This is a genomic window from Candidatus Venteria ishoeyi, assembly GCF_030378065.1.
GTDB classification, from domain to species: domain Bacteria; phylum Pseudomonadota; class Gammaproteobacteria; order Beggiatoales; family Beggiatoaceae; genus Venteria; species Venteria ishoeyi.
Window position 1 is genome coordinate 45,630 of record NZ_JAUCGJ010000011.1, and the last position, 20,691, is coordinate 66,320.

The window sequence follows — 20,691 nt, forward strand, 5'->3', positions numbered from 1 at the left end:
TTAGAGATACCTTAAATAAACATAGATACTGGCAATTAAAATACTCAGCAGCATCAATGGAAAAGCCATCAGCATAAACTTGAGAAAATGAATCCGGTAACCCGCACGTTCAGCAAAACCGGCAACAATCAGGTTGGCGCTGGCACCCACCAGTGAGCCATTACCGCCCAGGCAGGCACCCAGTGCCAGTGACCACCACAACGGCATTAATTGCGCTTGCCCGCCAAAAGTGGATGACATGGATTCAATGATGGGAATCATCGTGGCAACAAAAGGAATGTTATCAACAATGGCGGAAAATATCGCCGAGGCCCAGATAATCGCCATTGCCGTCAGGGTGAGATCGCCCCCCGTGAATGCTAATACTTCTTTTGCCAATATATCCAGAAGGCCAGCATGTTCTATACCGTGGACGATGATAAAAAGACCAATAAAAAAGAAAATCGTGATCCACTCAACTTCAGCAAAACTTTTATGAACATGCTCACTCTGTTCTTCAGCACCACTATTAATACTCGTTAACAGTAACAATAGAGCCGCCCCCATCATGGCGATGGTGGCAGGCTCAAGGTGTAGTTGGTGCGCAAAAAGAAAACCAAGCGTCACTAAAAAGATAACCAGCAAGGATTGTTTGAGTAAGCGCGGGTCGGTGATTGCCTGTTTTTCATTAAACAGCATAATGCGTTGCTTATCCTCATCACCGGCATGCATATGACGCCCCCAGATAAAATAAATAATCAGCATGGTAATCGGAAAAATAAGCAGGGTAATGGGTGCCAGGTTCCATAAAAAATCATTAAAGCTCAAATTGACGGCAGAGCCAATCATGATATTGGGTGGGTCCCCGATTAGGGTTGCCGTGCCCCCGATATTTGAGGCAAAAATTTCGGCAAACAGAAAGGGGTAGGGGTGAACCTTTAACTCTCCAGTAATTAACAGCGTCACCGGGGCAATCAACAAGACGGTAGTAACATTATCCAGCAGTGCAGAGAATAAGGCCGTCACCAATGACAGCATGAATAGAATGCCCCAGGGACTGGCGTTGACCTTTTTTGCTGACCACACGGCGACAAACTGAAACACCCCGCTGCGACGAGAAATCGCAACAATGACCATCATACCGGTCAACAGACCCAGGGTATTAAAGTCGATGCCATTGATTGCGGTTTCCTGATTGAGTATGCCCAGGCTGATCATCAAGCCTGCGCCTAATAGTGCAATAATAGAGCGATTAATTTTTTCAGTAACAACCATCGCATAGGTGATGATAAAAACGATGCTGGATACCCATAAAGGGTCCCAGCCGAATATGACAGATGAGGTGTGGGTATCCACGACTTATTCCTTGAGTTCGGGTTATTTAATGCCCGTTGCTATATTTTTTTAGTATTTTTACAGGGATCGCTATCTTTATCACTGAGAAGATTCACGGTTAATTTTGTCAAAATATCCCAATTGGAAACCATGCCAGCGAGTCTTTTCTTTTTACCTTCAACCACGACAACTGGCAGACTGACTGGGCTTTCAAAGAGCAATTGTAAGAGTTCGGGTAAGGTGGTATCGGGCTTGCACAAACGCAATTTGCTACTCTTTTCCAATAAATCTGATACTGGTCGCTGACCTAACTGAATTAAGCGTTCTGATAATTCATCCGCACTGTCAGGCATAAAATTAATATGCATGAGCAGGCTATTTTCATCCAGTTTTGCTGCTTTTGGCAGAAGTTCTCGTGACAAACGCCGCAAGCTGAATAAACCCAGAAAATTACCACGTTTATCCAGAACCGGCAGATTGTGTATTGAATTTTTACACATCAGTTGTAGGGCTTCTGCGATGCTGTCATCTGCTTTCAGAGAAATAACATCCGTGCTCATTATGGTTGCGGCTGTCATCGCCGGTTACCTCATTGCTTGGTATTGTGAAAGAAAGGAATAAAAAATATGATGCCGATAGGGATAAATTGCATCAACGGGATAAAGCGTACAATAAGCGCTCAAAAATACCAAATTATACTGGAGTGGCAAAAGATTTTTCAGCACATTATGGATGTTTTGCCTGAAGGCTGTCCGAGAATATAACACGCCTTGTTATTTCTGCGAACTTCTGCGCCTTCTGCGGCTAAAAAATCTTCTTAATAAAGCCACTGAAAACGCAGAAGTTCGCTGAATAGGCAATGCCTATGGAATACTCATCATGGCTATAGGAGCGAGAATTTTATAACTTCAGCAACTTGGCTGGTCTTTTTCTCCATTTTCTGCGTTCCGAAAACAGTTACATAGCTTGCTATGCGCCTGTTTTCACGCCTTGAAAATGAATAAAAATCCTGCGCCCAGTTTCTGTATTTATTTTATCCTCACTCCATAGGAAATATGAGAATCGTAGTTGATTATCTATACTGCGTATAAGCACTCACACCGTATTTTCATGAGACACTTGCCCACACACCGCGCATTTGGGATCGCGGCGGACTTTCAAGGTGCGCCAATCCATGTGCAGGCCGTCGAGTAATAATAAACGTCCACAGAGCTTGTCGCCAATGCCCAACAGCAGCTTTAAGGCTTCCACCGCCTGCATACTGCCAATCACGCCCACCAGTGGCGCGAGTATACCCAGTTGCGAACAACTGTCACCCTCCTGACCATTATCCTGATAAATACAGTGATAACAAGGACTGTCTGCCTGATCCGGTAAAAATACAGAAATCTGGCCTTCAAAACCGATAGCCGCACCGGAAACTAACGGTGTGCCGGTTTTCACGCAAACCCGGTTAATTGCAAAACGGGTGCTAAAATTATCGCTGCAATCGAGTACCACATCAGCCTGCTGTATCTGGCTGTGCAGTTCTTCATCCACTAATTGATAGTCCAGGGTGGTGATTTTTAAGTCAGGATTTAATAATTGCAGGTGCTGGCGGGCTGAGGCCACTTTCAGCTCACCAATATCCTGGGTATTGTGCACAATCTGGCGTTGCAGATTGGACAGTTCTACGCGGTCATAATCGCTGAGTACCAGATGACCTACACCGGCAGTGGCAAGATAAATCGCCGCTGGTGAACCCAGGCCACCCATGCCGATAATCAGCACTCTGGCAGCCAGGAGTTTTTCCTGACCTTCCGGGCCGATGCCGGGCAGTGCGATTTGGCGGGCATAACGTTTTTGTTGTTCAGTATCCATATTAAAAATCTCACATTTTTTATGACATAAGCCACAAAAAAGTTAACACTGCGTAATCAATGTCGCGCAATGAGTGTTCCGGGTGGGGCATAATCTTGCAGATAACGACGTATGCCTGCAAAAATACTCTTTGCCAGTTTTGCCTGATAGGCAGCAGAGGCGAGTTTTTTCTCTTCAGCAGGATTCGATAAAAATGCGGTTTCAACTAAAATTGATGGCATATCCGGGGAGCGTAAAACCATAAATGCCGCTTGCTGCACTTTCCGGTGATAGATGCTGCCCACACCGCCCAGCGATGTTAATACCGATTGTGCCAGTTGACCGCTGGATTCCAGCGTGCCGGTTTGTGATAAATCCAGTAATACCGAAGCTAATATATCCTCTTTATCATTGAGACTGACGCCACCGAGCAAATCTGAGGCATTTTCCTTTTGCGCCAGCCAGTGCGCTGCTTCGCTGCTTGCGCCATTTTGTGACAGAATATACACCGAAGCACCTTTCAGGTGGTATTTGCGTTTTTCATAGGCATCAGCATGAATTGAAATAAATAAATCTGCCTGATGGCTGCGCGCAAAATCAATGCGCTCGCGCAGACGTAGATAATAATCCCCGTTACGCACCATCAGCGCCTGCATACCCGGTTCCTGATTAATACGTTTTGCCAGTTTGCGGGCAATGGCTAACACCACAGTTTTTTCATACACGCCGCGTTTGCCCACCGCGCCGGGATCAATGCCACCATGTCCCGCATCAATCGCGACCAGTACCTTGCGCTTACCGCTGGGTAATAAGGCTTTTTGTGTGGTTTTTTGTGTGGCTTTTAGCGGTGGATAGGTCGTCATGGGTTGCATTGCCGCCATCGGTGTTGGCAGGGAATTTATCCGCTTTGTTTGCATAGGCCGCTGCCGAATTTGTGTTTGCTTGACCAACTGCTTTTGAACTTGTGGCAGTGGTGCTTGCGGCTTTATTGTGGACAGGGTGACGACCAGACGATGACCAAAACGTCCGGCGGGTTTTAAGGTAAAGCTGTTGATTTTAACCGTCTGGGCAACATCCAGCACCACGCGCAGATCATTTTCGTGACGCGGGGCGCTGCGGATATTCAGCAATAAATCACTGTATTGTGGTTTTTGTAGTAATGCGCCTAACAGCGCCGCATTGCTCAGATCAATCACCACTCGCTCGGCCTTATCTTTTTCCGCTGCCAATGTAAATGTATTGTGCGGTGTAGGCTCACTGAGATCAAACACCAGTTGCAAACGCTCGCCGCTATCGTCCAGCCAACGCATTTGTAACACTTTGCTGTGTTCGGCTGCGCACACATTGTTCTGCAAAATAAACAGGTTGGCGTTGAGTGTGAGAATGGACAATATTATCAATATGCGTATCATGATCGCTTTCCTGTTTTATCTGCATTCCTAAAGTCTGTTTTACTGTACAATCTACATTAAGTAGGAATCATATCTGTTTGTTTTTCAAATAACAAGTCGATTCATCCTTCAACAAAACCCTGGTTTGAACTTGACTGCCCGCCCATACTATTTTTCTTATGCCCAAAATTTCGCGCCTGTTATGGTTTTTTTTATTCACGCTGTTGCTCTTATTGGCCTTGCTCTGGTTTTTACAAACAAGCCAGCAACCCAGCGCCAGCCTGCAAAATGGGGCGCGTCTGCAATGGACTCAATGTTGGTTTGAACGCTCCTGGAGCCTGGGTAAAACCACACAATGTGCTTATTTTTATCCAAGCCATGCTGTTGAGCAGCCTGAGCATCAGAGGGTGCGTCTGCCTGTAGTGGTGATGGCGCAGAAAAAAATGCTCCAGGCCAATAATGGTCAGTTACAGAAAGACCCAGGCCCGGTATTGTTTCTTGCCGGAGGCCCAGGGTCTGCCACTGCGCTGGAGCAAGACAATATTGAAACCTGGTGGATGCTGATGGATGCTTATCAGTGGAGTTCCCGCCTGGTTTTATTTGATCAGCGGGGTACGGGCATGAGTCTGCCTGAGCTGCGTTGCCCAAGTTTACGCGCTGCCATTCGTAGCTGGTTGAACAAACCATGGAGCCTGGAAGCGGAAACACGGCAGTGGTATCAGGCTTACCAATTATGTCATTCACAACTGCAAACGGCGGGTATACAATTAGAACAATACACTACACGTAAAAGCACTGAGGATGTACGGGATTTGATGGCATTGCTTGACAGCCAGCAATGGAATTTATACAGCGTCTCTTACGGTACCCGGCTGGCGCTGGATATTATGCGTAAATATCCGGGACGCATACGCAGCGTGATACTGGACTCCGTGTACCCACCTGAAAAAGACAGTCTGCAAACCCTGGCTTTTGTGATTCATAACGCTTTTGACAATCTGTTTAAAGGCTGTGCTGAAAATCAAAACTGTCAGCAGGCTTATCCGCAACTGGAAGCCCATTTTTATGAATTGCTCAAGCGTTTTGCCAAGCAACCCCCCGAACTTTTGCTATACCAAGGGGAGGAAAAAGAACCCCTGAAACTGGCGGTTTCTGCGCACCGTCTGCTGGATATGGTGTTTTACGCCTTATACAGCCGGGAGTGGATAGAAATGCTGCCCTACACCTTAGAGGCTGTCTGGCAAGGCGATCTGGAAGCATTGCAAGCGTTGGCGGACGTGTATTACTGGATGTTGATGGATGAAAGTTTCAGTTATGCGACCAATCTTTCCGTGGAATGTCATGATCAGAATAAAAAGCTGACAAAACAGGATATATTGGCGGCTGCACAAGCTTATCCCCGCCTGATGCCAATCATTGAGCAGGGGTTGAAGTGGGATCCCTGTCGTTTTTGGCGCAGTGGCAAAGTGGCAAAAGATTTTCACTGGCCGGTAGAATCTAATATCCCCACCTTGATTTTGAATGGTTTTTACGATCCCGTCACCCCGGCAGTTTGGGGGGAGGCACTGGCCCGGAAATTAAAAAACAGCTATCGTTTTCAGTTTCCCGATATGGGTCATGCCGTGATTAGTAACAGCGAATGTGGCATACAAGTGGCGTATGATTTTATTCGTAACCCCCACCGCAAACCTGACCCCGCCTGTTTGGAAACCCTGGAAGCGCCAAATTTTGTGACAGAGTATGAGGATTGTTAAATATATTTATTGAGCTTTTTTATTGTTTACCGCGCCAAGCGCGGTAAATCACCTTCCAGACCCATTGCCTGCTGCATCAATTTATTTTTCAAAGGGTAAGCCGCATCAGTCAAACGCATCCCAATATTGCGCGCCCAGCGCAACGGCAGCCAGGAGTTGCCAAACAAGTTTTTAAAACCATCCATTGCCAGCAAAATTTTTAGATTTTCACCTTTACGCCAACGCTGATAATGTTGCAGGGTTTCCAATGCACCAATATCGCGGTGTTTAGTTTGTGCCTGTACAATCACATCAAACAGACTGGCGGCATCCAATAGCCCCATATTCACGCCTTGACCGGCTAAAGGATGAATACTGCGCACGGCATCCCCTACCAAAGCAATACGGGGTTTCACATAAGGTTTGGCATGGCGGCGACGCAAGGGGAAAGCAAATAATTCACTACTTTCCAGTACAGAACCTAAGCGCGAATTAAATGCCTGTTCTAATGCCTGATGAAACGCTGGCTTATCTAAGGCTTGCATGGCTGCGGCCTGTTCTGGTGGCAGACTCCAGACAATAGAGCTGGTATGCGGCTGAGTCAGTGGCAAAAAAGCCAGCGGCCCGGAAGGTAAAAAGCGTTGGCGCGCTGTAGCCTGATGCGGCAAAGCAGTTTCAATGCTGGCAACCAGGGCATGATGTCCATAAGGTTGAATATCACAACTGATCCCCGCCAGTTTGCGAATTTGTGAATCACCGCCATCGGCACCCACCAGCAAGCGGGTTGTTAAAACTTCACCCGTATCCAGATGCACTGCCAGATAATCTTCATGCTGTTGCAGGTGGCTGACTTTGGTCTCAAAATAGCCGTGTAACTGCGGGAAATCCTGCTGACGTTGTTGCAAGGCGTATTGTATGACCTGCAACTCAATAATATGCCCAAGGTTTTCCTGCCCGATATCCTGGTGATCAAAACCAATTTCCCCAAAACTTTCCCAGACCTGCATGGCCTGATAAGGACTGACCCGCTGCGCGCACATGGCTTCCCAGACCCCCAATGCCCGAAAAATATGCTCGGAAGCACGGCTAATGGCAAATACCCGGTGATCAAAACCGGGTCTGGAAAAATCGACCGGTTCAATAGGCTGTGCCTTTTTAGCCTCGATCAAACCAGTATGAAAACCCTGTTGCAGCAGGGCCAGAGTCAGGCTGGCACCGACCAGACCGCCGCCAACCACCAATACATCCAGGGTCTGATTCATTAGCGCAACTGCTCTAGCAATACTTGCAGAATCTGTACGCTGACCGCTTCCGGCACGGCTTTGCCGTTTTCATCCAGCACACTAATTTGGGTTGTATTATTGCTCGCTTCATCCAGTTTAATCTGGAAATCACGCGCTTTATCAGCTTCATCTCCACGCCAGAAAGCTAAACTGTCAAGCCAGCCTTTATCGTTGTCGGCAACGGTTTTCTGTGGAACATAGCGCACGTAATACAAACCTTTGGCACGATTGCGATCTTCCACGCTAAAGCCACTGCGATCCAAAGCTAAACCGGTTAAACGCCAGCTTTGCATGAAATTCTTGCGTACTCGCAAGGTCTGTTGTTCTAGCACCGCGCTTGCTTCCTGCACCTGCGCCTTGGCTTGCTGTGCTACTGCCTGTTCTTCGCTCAAGCCCAGATAAACCATCATGCGATTAAGCATTTCCACTTCCAGCTCTGGATCGGTAGGGCGGTATTGCCAGACAAAGTTCTCACCCTGAGACACTTGTTCTGCACCGCGATGTGTCAGAAATATCTCAGTCTGGCCCTGATTATCCGGCGCGTGTTCCAAACGGGTGCGGAATTTATCACGGGTATAAGCTTCCCAGAAAAAGTCCAGTGCCTTGCCTAAGGTACGGCGCACAAGATCCTGAGGAATATCAGCACGGTTTTCCGTCCATTCGGTCTCCATAATGCCAACTTGCTTGTGATCGCGTTTCAGCAGAAAACCCGCTTCCAGCCAGAAGGTTTTAACCTTGGGCCAGACTTCATCCACTGGTGCCTTAACCCGCAACCAGCGACTGTTGCCATCACGCAATACCTGGACTGTATCGGCAATCGGTAACACCTTTTTTTTCATATTGTGGCTACCAGGGCGGCCTTTGGCCTGATTTTTTTCATATCCAGTCAAGGTGTTATTGCGTTTGCTGCCGCCAGGAATAACCAGTTCATCTTCCATGGAGGCATCCAGGTCAGGCGGGATTTCCAACTGATTAATGTCATGTGATTTTTTGTATTCAATGCGGCGATCATATTTTTCAGTAATGCCGCAGGCTGTCAGTGTCAGCACCAAAAAACTGCCCAGCAATGGCATTAACCAGTGGTTTTTTTTCATCAGATATTCCTTTTGGGTATTCATTTGTAGGCTATACAGTGGGTTTATAAGGTAGCGCTAATTGCGGACATTTTAAGGCTTTAAATTCAGGGTCTTTATGCACCAGCGTGGCATCGCACTGGCTGCTTCCAGGCATCTGCCAAATCCCGTAATGTCAGTAAAGCAGAGGTATCAAATAGATATGATTTCATTTGTGTGCGTTATCCTTGCTACGCTCCGCCAATAAACGTGCAACCGAATCCTCTTTGCCCTGTCCGCGAAATGCAGCAATCGTATCTTCTTTGACAGGAACGACATGTAAGGTATTACCGTACATAAACCATTCGAGCCTGCCAGAAGGGGATAGATGCAGTTTTTGCCTGATTTCTGCGGGAATAACAGTTTGGCTTCTGGATGCTGCGCATTAGGAATACCTGGATGAATTACCTATTTATATATATTGTAATTCAGTTTATGTAAAACTGTCCAATTAAACAGTGGCTTCAACTACGTGCCAAAAAAACCACCTTGCCATCCTGATCTACAATATAACCCACTAATTGATCATTCGCATCATAAGCTAAAATCTTATCCGCTTGCTGTTTGAAACTGCCCTGCTTTTCGCCCTGCAAATCATAAACAACCAAAATATCAGCCTCCCGGACAACATGCGCCAGTTCCACGCCTTTTGCGTTATAAACATATAAAATACCGTCCTTAAAACTGGAATAACCGCTGATGCTGCCATCGTCTGCATAGCCGTATATGCGCTCAGATTCAGGAAGCTGCTGCCCGGATGAAATTTGTGGCACGGGCATATAATCATGCCTGTTTCCCAAGGCATCCACAAAATAATTAATAATTTGATCTTCAATTTGCTCTTTTATGAACTGCCCCAGATACTGCTCATCACGGTCATAGGCAAGCAGGCGATTATCCAGGTTATGTAAGCGTGCCAGCTTTTGACCATCACTACGATATAGCATCAGACCATTTTTTTCCCATTGCGCAAAGCCCGTCTGTTTTCCTGCCTCCCGGAAAATTAACTTATCACCCTTCACCGTTGCACTGGAAATAATCCGCCCCTGTTTATTACGCACCGTATAAGGCTTTTTACCAAATAAACGCTGCATACGCGCCTGTCCCTGATGCACATGAACACGCCGGGTTTTTGCTTTGCTCAATAAAGTGGCACTGCGCCGCTGTAATATTTTTTTACCACCACCCTTAGCCAATTGTCTGAAGCCACTACGCACAACACCTCTGGAAACGCCGCCAGCGGCAACACGCGCAGTTGTTGTAAAAAAACCACGGGCAAAAAAACCGAAAATCCAGGCATCAGCCTGACGCGGGAGCAAAGAAACTGAAAGTCCGGAAACCAATAAGGCAATGAGTGAAATTTTTAAATAAGTCACGGTGAAACCCGCTTCAGCGTTTCAAGCAATGGCGTGGTTTGCGGGGGTGCGCCATTGACTTGAGTCAGCTTACAATTTGTAAACTTCAATTCAATTTCAGTTTTATCCCGATAATCACGCCGATAAAGCCCCTCATAAAAACAAGCTGCCACCAGTTGATCATCGGCTTTCACACCATAGGCGGAAAAATCAGCAAATTCAAAAGCAGCAAAACTCACCCCCTGATTAGGTGACAAACAGCGAGATTGTTTACAATGCCTGGCAGTGAAAAAATAATTCAGGCGCTGATTTTTATTTTGATCCAGAAAAGCAGCCAGCAGATGATTTTTAGCACGTGCAGTGCTGAGCGTATACTCTTTTTGCTGAATATCCCGCATCGGCACGTAAGTGCCGTAAAATATATTTGCCTGGTAATTGCTCGAATTAAATGCCAGTATCTCTTTAACTGGCACATCCATAGAAAGACGAAGCCCCGGTGCATTTGCAATGGCGGTTAATAATTCAGTATCATTTTGCTGCAATAATGCTATCAAAGAAACCGAACCACCAAAGCGAACCTGTGCGGGGGAAGCCCCTAATAAGGTTTTTTTAACTACCAGGGAAAGCTCGGAATCCAGCAGCTTTTGCAACGCAACCTCTCCAGCCGGATAACAAATCGCCAAATAACGGCGCGTCAATTCCTCTGCATCTTGTTGATGCATTTCCGGTGTTTGCAACAACTGCTCTAATTCCGACAAATTAAATGGACGTTTTGCCACATGCTGGTTTTTATCCTGCAAACCGAACATTTGCTGGATGAGTTCTGGAGAAACCTTAAAAACCTCGCTCGCTAACACAGAGGCAGGAAAGCAGAATAAAATAATAATAATTGAATTTTTTATGTTCATAATTTTACGGTTTACGGTTTACGGTTTACGGTTTACGGTTTACGGTTTACCTCGTTCCCAATGTCCTCATTGGGAATGCAGACCTCGCAAGCTCCAGCTTGCAGTATATCAAGCAAAGTTTGCAAAGCAGGCGTTACCAGGCAGCGTTTGGTAATGAGGAAAACCGTAAATATTAATTCCCTTGATTCACTGCCTGCTCAAAATCCCGTAAAGCCTGCTCCAAAGAAACGATGACCTCATTCATCACATCAATAGATTCTTTATTTGTTGCGCCTGACTGGTTTAATTTACCCGAAATTTTTTGCGCCATTTCATCCAAAGACTGTTCAAAACCCCGTAATCCCTTCAGGACTTTTTGGCGTTCTCTCAATTTACGCAATTGTAATAACTTAGGTTTGATAGCAGGAAAAAAATTCTGGCTGACTTCGGAAAGTCTAATACCCATTGCCGAAAGGTTGCGCTCGTCCGCATCCATTTCACTGACATCCGCATCCGCACCGAAATCACGTAAAATACCCGCCCGTCCTTGAGCCAGATCATGCAGGCGTTGCGCTAAATCAACATATTGTTTTTGAATCAATAACAATGCTTTTTTCAAGGCCGCGTGTTCTTGTGCCATTTTTGCAATCCAGGGTAGTAATTGACCTTCATCAAAACGTACATCAGCCTGGTTAAACACGGTTTTATGAAAATACAGGACACCCTCTTGCGCATAGGTATAATTTGCAAATACATGGACGGCAGGGCCAAGACAATGCGGCTCGCTGGAATTCAGGCGACATTCAGCCAGCGCAATGGATGGCAAGAAAGAACAAATACATAACAAATGGAACAATCCTGTGAGTTTAAAACGTATCATTTTGTTTCCTGAAAATTTTTAAAAAAATGGGGGCCAGCCCCCATACCCCCGTGTTGTTGATTGTCGAGCAATAATTTTGACCGCAAACCATCAACTGAAAAGGGTAAAAGTATAAAGAAAAAAGGGTTATTTTATCCTGGCGAGACCCGAAAACACCACACGAAACCCGACATCGCTGCTACGTGTACCAGGGCCGTAGTAGTTGCGGTTGCCAAGGCGCAGGCCAACGCCATCGGTAACCCAGGAGCCGCCGCGCAACACACGAGGGCCTGATGCGCCAGAGGCATCACATTTTTTAGCATAGGGATTTTTATGCAAGCTACAAGTCCATTCCCAGACATTGCCGTGCACATCATATAAACTAAAAGGATTGGCTTGATAAGATTTCACCGGTTCTGTCCCTGTATTATTACATTGTTTGTCATCATTAAACTTGGCACCATTACGCGCCCCCTTTTGACATACAGGGGCTTGCGTACCCCACCAATAATCAGCCTGACTGCCTGCGCGCGCGGCATATTCCCATTCCCACTCTGTCGGCAGGCGATAGTGTTTCCCTGGCTCGGTTTGATTTAATTTGGCGATAAACTGCTCGGCATCCCGGTAACTGACCGGCTCCACCGGATGCTGATCACCTTTAAAATGAGAAGGATTGTCTCCCATCAGTTTTTGCCACTGCGCCTGGGTGACTTCTGTAGTGCCAACCCATAAAGGATAATCAATAGCACCTGGATAAGCACTATTGCCACCGCCACCGCAATCCTCAAAAAACAGGGGATTGCAGCGGCGTTTGGCTGCGATGTCATCCGTTACGCCGCTGGTTGAGTTGCTAATTTTGACAAAATTCATACCAATAGAATTGGTGAATGTTTCTGCTGCCATACCTGATAAGGAAAATAGTGTAAATAAAGAAAAAATAAAATAAGGCATCATTAATCATCTATAAATTTGTGGTAAACCACGCACTGAAAATTTAATAACAACGGAGTCTTCGGATAAACCTACCAACCCCGTTGCCCGTCATCCTGACATTTTATTTTGCAAACCCATCCGTGAGCGGCAAGGACAAATACCGCATGGATACCCGAAATGACGCTATTGGTATCCATAAATACCAATATTCTGCAAACCGGGTAGGCTGGCGAGACCCGAAAACACCACACGAAACCCGATACCGTAGTTACGCCCATCAGGGTCGATGCTGACGCGGTAGCCAAGGCGCAGGTAATCGCTATCGCTATCCCAGGAGCCGCCGCGCAACACACGAGGGCCTGATGCGCCAGAGGCATCACATTTTTTAGCATAGGGATTTTTATGCAAGCTACAAGTCCATTCCCAGACATTGCCATGTACATCATATAAACCAAAAGGATTGGCTTGATAAGATTTCACCGATCCTGTTCTACTATCATCACATTGGTTAAACCTGGCACCATTACGCGCGCCCTTTTGACATACAGGGGCTTGCGTACCCCACCAATAATCAGCCTGACTGCCTGCGCGCGCGGCATATTCCCATTCCCACTCCGTCGGCAGGCGATAGTGTTTCCCTGGCTCGGTTTGATTTAATTTGGCGATAAACTGCTCGGCATCCCGGTAACTGACCTGCTCCACCGGATGCTGATCACCTTTAAAATGAGAAGGATTGTCTCCCATCAGTTTTTGCCACTGCGCCTGGGTGACTTCTGTAGTGCCAACCCATAAAGGATAATCAATAGCACCTGGATAAGCACTATTGCCACCGCCACCGCAATCCTCAAAAAACAGGGGATTGCAGCGGCGTTTGGCTGCGATGTCATCCGTTACGCTGCCCTTGGATGCGCCAACTTTGACAAACTTCATACCGATGGTATTGGTAAAGCTTTCTGCCGCTGAAATTGATAAGGAAAACAGAAATAACAGAGGGAAAATAAAATAAGGCATGATGGGGACTCGGTTTACGGTTTAAAACTAATACGTTACAAAACCACTTGCAATTAATTGGCTTTGCTCATCAATCCATCAATATTTCCCGCAGAGACGCAAAGGTGCAGAGACTTTAGAGCTGTCTTTAAGCTTTTCTCTGCGTCCCTGCGCCTCTGCGGGAGGTATAAAAGGTTGCCGAATCAGAAACTAAGGCCAATTCAGCGTTATAGGTTTTGTTATACTTTCTCCGCCTGCTGCATCGCGCTTTTCACCGCTTCATGATGGACTTCAGACAAGGGGGTTAAAGGCAAGCGAATCACACCCGAAAGCAGACCTTGTTGCTGCACTGCCCATTTGACCGGAATGGGATTGGGTTCTGCAAATAAACTGCTGTGCAAGCCTTGTAAGGTCACATCAATGGCATCTGCTGCTGCGATATTACCTGCCAGTGCCTGCTGACACATGTCATGCATGGCTTTTGGTGCGACATTGGCCGTGACTGAAATGACGCCGTTACCACCCAGTGCCATAAGTTCTAAAGCGCTGTCGTCATTACCGCTGAACAGCAGAAAATCCTCGCCGCATAAACGCCGCTGCAAACGCACCCGCATCAAATCTCCGGTGGCATCTTTCAGGCCGATAATTCCCGGCAGTTTTGCCAGACGCGCCACAGTTTCAGGTAATAAATCACAACCCGTGCGCCCCGGTACATTATAAAGAATGATCGGCAAATCCACCGCTGTGCTGATGGCTTTAAAATGTTGATATAAACCTTCCTGAGTGGGTTTATTATAATATGGCGTCACCGAAAGGCTGGCTTGTACCCCGGCAGCTTTTGCGCATTTGCTTAAAGCAATCGCTTCAGCCGTGGCATTAGCACCTGTGCCGCCAATAATCGGGATACGCCCTTTGGCTTGTTCAACCGCGGTCTTCAATAACTGGCAATGTTCCTGATGACTGAGGGTTGCAGATTCTCCCGTGGTGCCAACGATCACCAGACCGTCGCTGCCCTGTTCGATATGATGCTCAATCAAACGCCGGAAAGCGGCATCGTCCAGACTGCCGTCTTCCTGCATCGGTGTGACTAAGGCCACAATACTGCCCTGAAACATGACGTGTTATCTCCAAATATGGTTTTATGGTTATGATTTTACGGGGGAGGAATAATACCTACAATTATAAGTAGTTAACTATCCTTCATCAATGAATATACTCACTGCCGATAAATATCTTTTTGATGACCCAGTTTAATAACTGTTATGGTAATCGTTTCATCCTGAATATCACAAACAAGTCGGTAATCACCCACTCTATAACGCCACAGTTTTTTTAAGTTACCCTGCAAGGCTTTTCCCGAAAATCTTGGGTTCTCACTCGATTGCACGCGCTGAGAAAGGAAGTTCAGAATTCTTGTTTGTGTTGATTTATCCAGCTTTAATATTGATTTACGGGCAGAGTCTTTAAATTCAATTCTCCAGACCAAGTTCTTTCCTCAAATCTGCTAAAGAAATACTAGGTTCATTGCGAGATAACACCGCCTCGGCATCTTGAATGTCTTCCATGTCTTCCAGTAAAGCGATGATATCTGGTTGTTTATTTGCCATGGCAATAAGTAACTGCACACCTGCTTCAACAATTAGTTTGCGGTTGGAAATACCTGTTTTTTGTACCGCTTTACTCATCAAGTCATCTTCAATGGGGATCGTTTGCATCTTTATCCTCCCCTGGTATTTGCTCTGCATAATCACATTCTTTCTGTGGACAGACTTTTTCCGTACCCCGGCGTTTGGTGGTTTTAATGGTCAAAACCGGCCAGCCGCATTTAGGGCAGGGTTCTTTTAAGGGCGGGTTCCAGATGGCGTATTTACAATCTGGATAACGCGAGCAAGAATAAAAAATCTTACCATAACGCGATTTTTTCTCCATCAGATTGGCTTGTTTGCATTCTGGACATTCTACGCCGGTATCTTTGGGTTTTTCCAGTGGCTCAATGTGTTTGCACTTGGGATAGGCGCTGCAACCGATAAATTTGCCATAACGGCCTAATTTGATGTGCAACGCTGAATCACATTTTGGACAGGTGCGGCCTTCCACCACTTCCGGTTCGTTGGAGGATTCCGTGCCATCCATGTTGCGGGTGTATTTGCACTCCGGGTAATTGGTGCAACCGATAAACTTACCGCGTTTACCCAAACGTATCGATAAGGGGCTGTCGCATTCCGGGCATTTTTCATCGAGTTCTTCATGGGTGACATCTTTGCGCTGTACCGATTCGGTTTTATCCTTAATCAGCTTGTCAAATTTGGTCCAGAAGCGCTTCAGCAGCGGTACCCATTCCTGCTCACCGCGTGACACGGCATCGAGTTCATCTTCCAGTTTTGCGGTGAATTTATAATCCACGTACTGGGAAAAATGTTCAGTGAGAAATTTATTCACAATACGCCCGACATCGGTGGGGATAAAACGTTTTTTATCCAGTTCCACGTATTCACGGTTTTGCAGGGTGGAAATAATGCTGGCATAGGTGGAAGGGCGGCCAATGCCATGTTCTTCCAGGGTTTTAATTAAACGTGCTTCAGAATAACGCGGTGGTGGCTCGGTAAAATGCTGATCGGCGCGTATGCCCAGCAAATCAATTTCTTCGCCTTCTTTTAAGGGTGGCAGCAAACGCTCTTCATCATCAGGTTTTTTATCGTCATCCATGCCTTCCATGTAAACCTGACGGAAACCGGGTTTAGCGAGTACGGAGCCGGTAGCGCGAAAGTTATTACCTTCACCGCAGCTTAAATCTATTGCCACCATATTTAAGGTGGCGTGAACCATCTGACAGGCAACGGTACGTCGCCAAATCAGGGTGTAAAGTTTGAGTTGCTCAGGTTTAAGGCGATCTTTAATTTCATCCGGGTGGCGCAAGGCTGAAGTCGGGCGAATTGCCTCATGCGCTTCCTGGGCATTTTTGGATTTGGTCTTAAAGGCACGCGGATTTTTGGGCAGGCTTTCTGCGCCATAGCGTTGAGTAATCACATTACGCAACTCATCCACGGCTTCCTGTGCCAGATTCACCGAGTCGGTACGCATATAGGTGATTAAACCCACCGCGCCATCACCTGTATCAATGCCTTCATAGAGTTGCTGGGCAATCGACATGGTGCGCTGCGCGGTAAAACCCAGTTTACGTGCGGCTTCCTGTTGCAGGGTTGAAGTAATAAACGGCGGTGAAGGTTGCTGGCGACGCTGTTTCTTTTCAACTTTGTTTACAGTCAGTTTGCCATTGGCTGTCGCCAGTAAGCTGTCACGCGCACCATGTGCCAGTTCTTCACTGTTTAAGCTAAACTGGCTGACTTTTTTACCACTATAAAGATTCAGCTTGCCAATAAATGGCAAGGATTGTTTTTTACCCTTTTTCTTGGGTTCCTGTACGTCAGCATCAACTGTCCAGTATTCTTTGGGTTTGAACTTTTCGATTTCTTCTTCGCGCTCGACAATCAAACGCAGCGCCGGACTCTGCACACGGCCTGCGGACAAACCACGGCGAATTTTTTTCCACAGCAGTGGCGAGAGATTAAACCCCACCAGATAATCCAATGCCCGCCGCGCTTGCTGGGCATTGATTAAATCCATTGACAAGTCACGGGGATTGGCGACCGCATCATTAATCGCCTGTTTGGTGATCTCGTGAAATACTACCCGTTTAACCAGCTTGTCGTTGAGCAAACCCCGATCTTTGAGTAATTCGTATAAGTGCCAGGAAATCGCTTCACCTTCGCGATCCGGGTCAGTTGCCAGATACAGGGCATCAGCCGCTTTCATTGCTTTGCTGATGGAAGAGACATGGCGAGCATTTTTTTCAATCAGCTCATATTTCATAGCAAAATCATGCTCAGTATCCACTGCGCCATTTTTGGGCAGCAAATCCCGCACATGACCATAAGAGGCCATGACTTCAAAACCCTTGCCAAGATATTTTTTAATGGTTTTCGCTTTAGCGGGCGATTCCACAATAACCAGATGTTTGCTCATAGTGTCCAGAAAATTAAAATGTCACGTTTATATTAATGCAGGCGATGTTACGCACCCTGAATCAATGCAGGCAGTTTGGGGTTTCGTCATACACCAGTTTTTCCATCCAGGAAAAACCCTCTTCCAAGCCCGGCTGGTTAAACAATACCATTAAACAAACCCATTTGAGTTGGTCTAAATTGATTTCTTCATTATCCAGTGCCATTGCACGATCAATGATCAGTTCCCGTGTTTCATGATCAAGCACGTCCATTTGCTCCAGAAATAATAAAAATCCCCGGGATTGAGTGCTTAGCCGTGCAATTTCATTGGGGTGAAACAGGCGAATACTACTGATTTCATGTAAGCTCATGCCATTTTCAGCACGGCTCTGGGTTTGGCGATCAGCTAATACTTCCAACCAGTCAAAGGCTTTATTAATCTCCTGCTCAGAAAAACCCGCCCCACTCAGCTCATCTTTGAGCATTTCGTGATCCATCTGTATCTGGGATTCTTCGTCAGCATAATGCTCAAACAGATACATTAAGATGTCTATCGTATTCTCTTTCATATTATTTTCCTTATGTAATACGAATATAGCCACCGGGAGCGCTATCGACCTTACCCTGCAACTCTAATATTAATAGCATGGAGGAAACTGCATCCGCCGTCAATCCTGAACGCTCAATCAAACTGTCCACCGGAACAGGTTCACCTATGACCATAACCGCTAATAATTGGCTATATTTTTCTTCATCTTTATTTAAGATGTTGTTTTCTAAGTTTGTTTTCTCTGGTTCAGATAATGGCGCTGGCTCATTAACAGTCTGATTTTGTGTTGTAGCAGGTATTGATGCTAATGGTGGCGCGAACAACGCCAGTTCTTCAACAATATCTTCTGCTGTTTCCACCAGCTTAACGCCTTCCTTAATCAGTGCATGACAGCCTTTTGCTAAAGGATTATGAATGGAACCGGGAATTGCAAACACTTCCCTTCCCTGTTCAGCCGCCTGTCTGGCGGTAATCAAAGAGCCACTGTGTAAAGTGGCTTCCACCACCAGCGTACCCAGCGACAAGCCACTGATAATACGGTTGCGGCGGGGGAAGTTACCACTACGGGGCGTGATGCCGGGGAAAAATTCAGAAACAATCACACCCTGCTGACAGATACGGCTGTATAAATCACGATGACGCAGCGGATAAACCTTATCCGGCCCGGTTCCCAATACAGCGACAGTTGCTCCGGTTGCTGATAAGGCTCCACGATGACTGGCCCCATCAATACCAAATGCCATGCCACTGGTAATCACCCAGCCTAATTGGGCGAGATGATGAGCGAAATCCTGCGCGGTTTCCTCGCCGCCACGACTGGGGTTACGACTACCCACCATCGCCAATTGTGGACGACTCAATAAATCTGGATTACCCTGACCAAATAAAATCGGTGGCGGATCATGAATTTCCCGTAACTGCGCCGGATAACGCGGATCATCCCAGGTCAGCAAAAAACGTTTTTGATGTCCATTTAACCAAGTGAAATCAGCATCCACCGCCTGCCAGTTGGGCTTTTCCAAAGCCGCCAACAAGCGTCCACGCATACCTGCTTCCATCCAACTGCTGCGCCCTGCGGTTAATAGCGCTCTGGGGCTGGAAAACTGCTTGAGTAATTTGGCAAATACCACGGGGCCAACGTGGGGTGTATGTAATAAAGCCAACCAATAAGGCCATTCGTCTGCAATCGTTGCCGTTATATGAGGGGCTTTTGCAATAGAACTGACTGTCATTAAGGCAGATTCACTTCATCACCCACATAAATGGTGCGCGTGATTTTTTGCACCAGGGCAAAACTGACGCTTTCAAAGACCTTAAATAATAAAATCCGGCCCGCTTTTATGCTGGGTAAAATCAATTCATCCCCGGTAACGGGATCTTTGATCTGATCGCCACCGCGATAAACGGCTAATAAATCACCACGCTGCATATTATCGCGTTGACCTTTATTCAACACCACAACCTGATACTGACCAATTTGGGTCATGCCATTGACTACCGCAATAATCCGGGCATCTTCAATATAATCCGGTGCGCTGGGAATAAAGTCCTCTTCAAATTCCCTTTCCGGCAAGCTTAATAAACGATCACCCTGGCGAATATCCTGCTTGGCGGAGGTGATATTTAAAGTTGCGATGACGCCTGGTTTTGTTAAACGCCCTTCTCCCAGATAGACGGCTTCATAAGCCAGTACATCATCAGTTACCGGGTCGCGGTATTCCTGCCCCCGGCGCACAATCAAATAAGCCTGACCTTTCTGCTCTTCTTCCAAATTGCGTATATAAACCTGATCGCCGGTACTCATCAGCAATTGTTCATTGGCATTGGCAATAACATAAGGCGCTGTTTCCAGCTCATCGGCTTCTACCACCACCGGGCGAAATAAAAACTGTTGAATAGAACCTAAGGGAATTTTGGGAATAGCACGGGTTGTCCGGGTTGGAATGACACCCGGTCTGAGTTTGACCACGCGATTGCGTTTAATCTGAAATGCCGGTTTCCCCGCATGTTGCACCAAACTGATTTCATCACCCGGATATAAAGATGGCGTATCAGGCAACCAGGCATTTTCCATCAACCAGGGTTTATCCACAAAAACATCCACGATATCCAATACCGTATCATTTTTTTTCACAACATAGGTTTCGGGATAGTTCGGCTTTAAGACTGTATTTTCATCAATGGTGACAATATAAGCCGAAACGACTGGTGAAATCAGTATAAATATCAGTGAAAAAACCAGATATATACTATTTTTAAATGATGATGTGGAAGCGGCAGACATCCTGTTTTCCTTGAAATATTTAAATTATAGGTGTTACGCAAAAAACACTTTTTGCTTCACACTGATTTTGGGTCAGTTTGAATCAGTCACAGAGGCAAACCAAAGATAAGTGGATGCGTAACATCAGTTAAATAATGTTGCTATAAACTATAACTAA

20 protein-coding genes are annotated in these 20,691 nt (G+C 46.3%); 1 reads left to right on the forward strand and 19 read right to left on the reverse strand.

The features are described 5' to 3' along the window. The 4 genes from QUF61_RS05195 to QUF61_RS05210 all read right to left on the reverse strand — a co-directional run bounded on the left by QUF61_RS05195 (position 1) and on the right by QUF61_RS05210 (position 4,565). Positions 1–1,335: an ArsB/NhaD family transporter gene (locus QUF61_RS05195; RefSeq protein ID WP_286019540.1), complete on the reverse strand. Its 1,335-nt coding sequence runs from the start codon at positions 1,333–1,335 to the stop codon at positions 1–3. Positions 1,336–1,373: 38 nt separating this feature from the next. Beyond that, positions 1,374–1,892, reverse strand: coding sequence for a CBS domain-containing protein (locus QUF61_RS05200; protein ID WP_103921876.1), 519 nt, complete (start codon positions 1,890–1,892; stop codon positions 1,374–1,376). Between the two features lie 517 nt (positions 1,893–2,409). Further along, entirely contained in the window at positions 2,410–3,174 is a 765-nt protein-coding gene (locus QUF61_RS05205) for a HesA/MoeB/ThiF family protein (RefSeq protein WP_103921877.1), read from the reverse strand. Positions 3,175–3,230: 56 nt separating this feature from the next. Beyond that, positions 3,231–4,565, reverse strand: coding sequence for an N-acetylmuramoyl-L-alanine amidase (locus tag QUF61_RS05210; protein WP_289680822.1), 1,335 nt, complete (start codon positions 4,563–4,565; stop codon positions 3,231–3,233). Positions 4,566–4,723: 158 nt separating this feature from the next. On the opposite strand from QUF61_RS05210, the gene QUF61_RS05215 reads away from it, so the two are divergent. Beyond that, positions 4,724–6,298, forward strand: a complete 1,575-nt coding sequence (locus tag QUF61_RS05215; protein WP_103921879.1) for an alpha/beta hydrolase — start codon at positions 4,724–4,726, stop codon at positions 6,296–6,298. A 26-nt stretch (positions 6,299–6,324) separates the two neighbouring features. Here QUF61_RS05215 and QUF61_RS05220 read toward each other — a convergent pair whose 3' ends face one another. The 15 genes from QUF61_RS05220 to QUF61_RS05285 form a co-directional block, all read right to left on the reverse strand. Beyond that, the gene (locus tag QUF61_RS05220; protein ID WP_289680824.1) at positions 6,325–7,539 is read right to left on the reverse strand and encodes a UbiH/UbiF/VisC/COQ6 family ubiquinone biosynthesis hydroxylase; all 1,215 of its coding nucleotides are present in this window, start codon (positions 7,537–7,539) and stop codon (positions 6,325–6,327) included. After that, positions 7,539–8,654, reverse strand: coding sequence for an outer membrane protein assembly factor BamC (bamC, locus tag QUF61_RS05225; protein ID WP_177428628.1), 1,116 nt, complete (start codon positions 8,652–8,654; stop codon positions 7,539–7,541). The genes QUF61_RS05220 and bamC overlap by 1 nt, the downstream gene beginning before the upstream one ends. 187 nt (positions 8,655–8,841) lie before the next feature. Continuing rightward, entirely contained in the window at positions 8,842–9,030 is a 189-nt protein-coding gene (locus QUF61_RS05230; RefSeq protein WP_407080047.1) for an AbrB/MazE/SpoVT family DNA-binding domain-containing protein, read from the reverse strand. Positions 9,031–9,136: 106 nt separating this feature from the next. Continuing rightward, positions 9,137–10,048, reverse strand: a complete 912-nt coding sequence (locus tag QUF61_RS05235; protein ID WP_289680827.1) for a hypothetical protein — start codon at positions 10,046–10,048, stop codon at positions 9,137–9,139. Further along, entirely contained in the window at positions 10,045–10,935 is an 891-nt protein-coding gene (locus tag QUF61_RS05240) for a hypothetical protein (RefSeq protein WP_289680829.1), read from the reverse strand. Before QUF61_RS05240 ends, QUF61_RS05235 begins: the two co-directional genes overlap by 4 nt. A gap of 172 nt (positions 10,936–11,107) precedes the next feature. Next, a complete protein-coding gene (locus QUF61_RS05245) occupies positions 11,108–11,794 on the reverse strand; it encodes a hypothetical protein (RefSeq protein ID WP_289680831.1) in 687 nt (228 codons plus the stop codon). Positions 11,795–11,920: 126 nt separating this feature from the next. Further along, entirely contained in the window at positions 11,921–12,643 is a 723-nt protein-coding gene (locus tag QUF61_RS05250) for a formylglycine-generating enzyme family protein (RefSeq protein WP_289680832.1), read from the reverse strand. Between the two features lie 246 nt (positions 12,644–12,889). After that, positions 12,890–13,717: a formylglycine-generating enzyme family protein gene (locus tag QUF61_RS05255; RefSeq protein WP_289680834.1), complete on the reverse strand. Its 828-nt coding sequence runs from the start codon at positions 13,715–13,717 to the stop codon at positions 12,890–12,892. 218 nt (positions 13,718–13,935) lie between these two features. Continuing rightward, positions 13,936–14,811, reverse strand: coding sequence for a 4-hydroxy-tetrahydrodipicolinate synthase (gene dapA / locus QUF61_RS05260; protein WP_103921885.1), 876 nt, complete (start codon positions 14,809–14,811; stop codon positions 13,936–13,938). A 101-nt stretch (positions 14,812–14,912) separates the two neighbouring features. After that, positions 14,913–15,182 (reverse strand): type II toxin-antitoxin system RelE family toxin, encoded by a 270-nt coding sequence (locus tag QUF61_RS18180; RefSeq protein ID WP_103921886.1) that lies wholly within the window; start codon positions 15,180–15,182, stop codon positions 14,913–14,915. Continuing rightward, positions 15,166–15,411 carry a hypothetical protein gene (locus tag QUF61_RS05265; RefSeq protein ID WP_103921887.1) on the reverse strand — a complete coding sequence of 82 codons (246 nt, stop codon included), beginning with the start codon at positions 15,409–15,411 and terminating at the stop codon, positions 15,166–15,168. Before QUF61_RS05265 ends, QUF61_RS18180 begins: the two co-directional genes overlap by 17 nt. Continuing rightward, the gene (gene topA / locus QUF61_RS05270) at positions 15,392–17,719 is read right to left on the reverse strand and encodes a type I DNA topoisomerase (protein WP_289680837.1); all 2,328 of its coding nucleotides are present in this window, start codon (positions 17,717–17,719) and stop codon (positions 15,392–15,394) included. Before topA ends, QUF61_RS05265 begins: the two co-directional genes overlap by 20 nt. 61 nt (positions 17,720–17,780) lie before the next feature. Beyond that, positions 17,781–18,269 carry a DUF494 family protein gene (locus QUF61_RS05275; RefSeq protein WP_103921889.1) on the reverse strand — a complete coding sequence of 163 codons (489 nt, stop codon included), beginning with the start codon at positions 18,267–18,269 and terminating at the stop codon, positions 17,781–17,783. Positions 18,270–18,279: 10 nt separating this feature from the next. Then, positions 18,280–19,482: a DNA-processing protein DprA gene (gene dprA / locus QUF61_RS05280; protein ID WP_289680840.1), complete on the reverse strand. Its 1,203-nt coding sequence runs from the start codon at positions 19,480–19,482 to the stop codon at positions 18,280–18,282. Beyond that, a complete protein-coding gene (locus tag QUF61_RS05285; RefSeq protein ID WP_289680841.1) occupies positions 19,482–20,534 on the reverse strand; it encodes a peptidoglycan-binding protein in 1,053 nt (350 codons plus the stop codon). The genes dprA and QUF61_RS05285 overlap by 1 nt, the downstream gene beginning before the upstream one ends. Between the last annotated feature and the right edge of the window lie 157 nt (positions 20,535–20,691).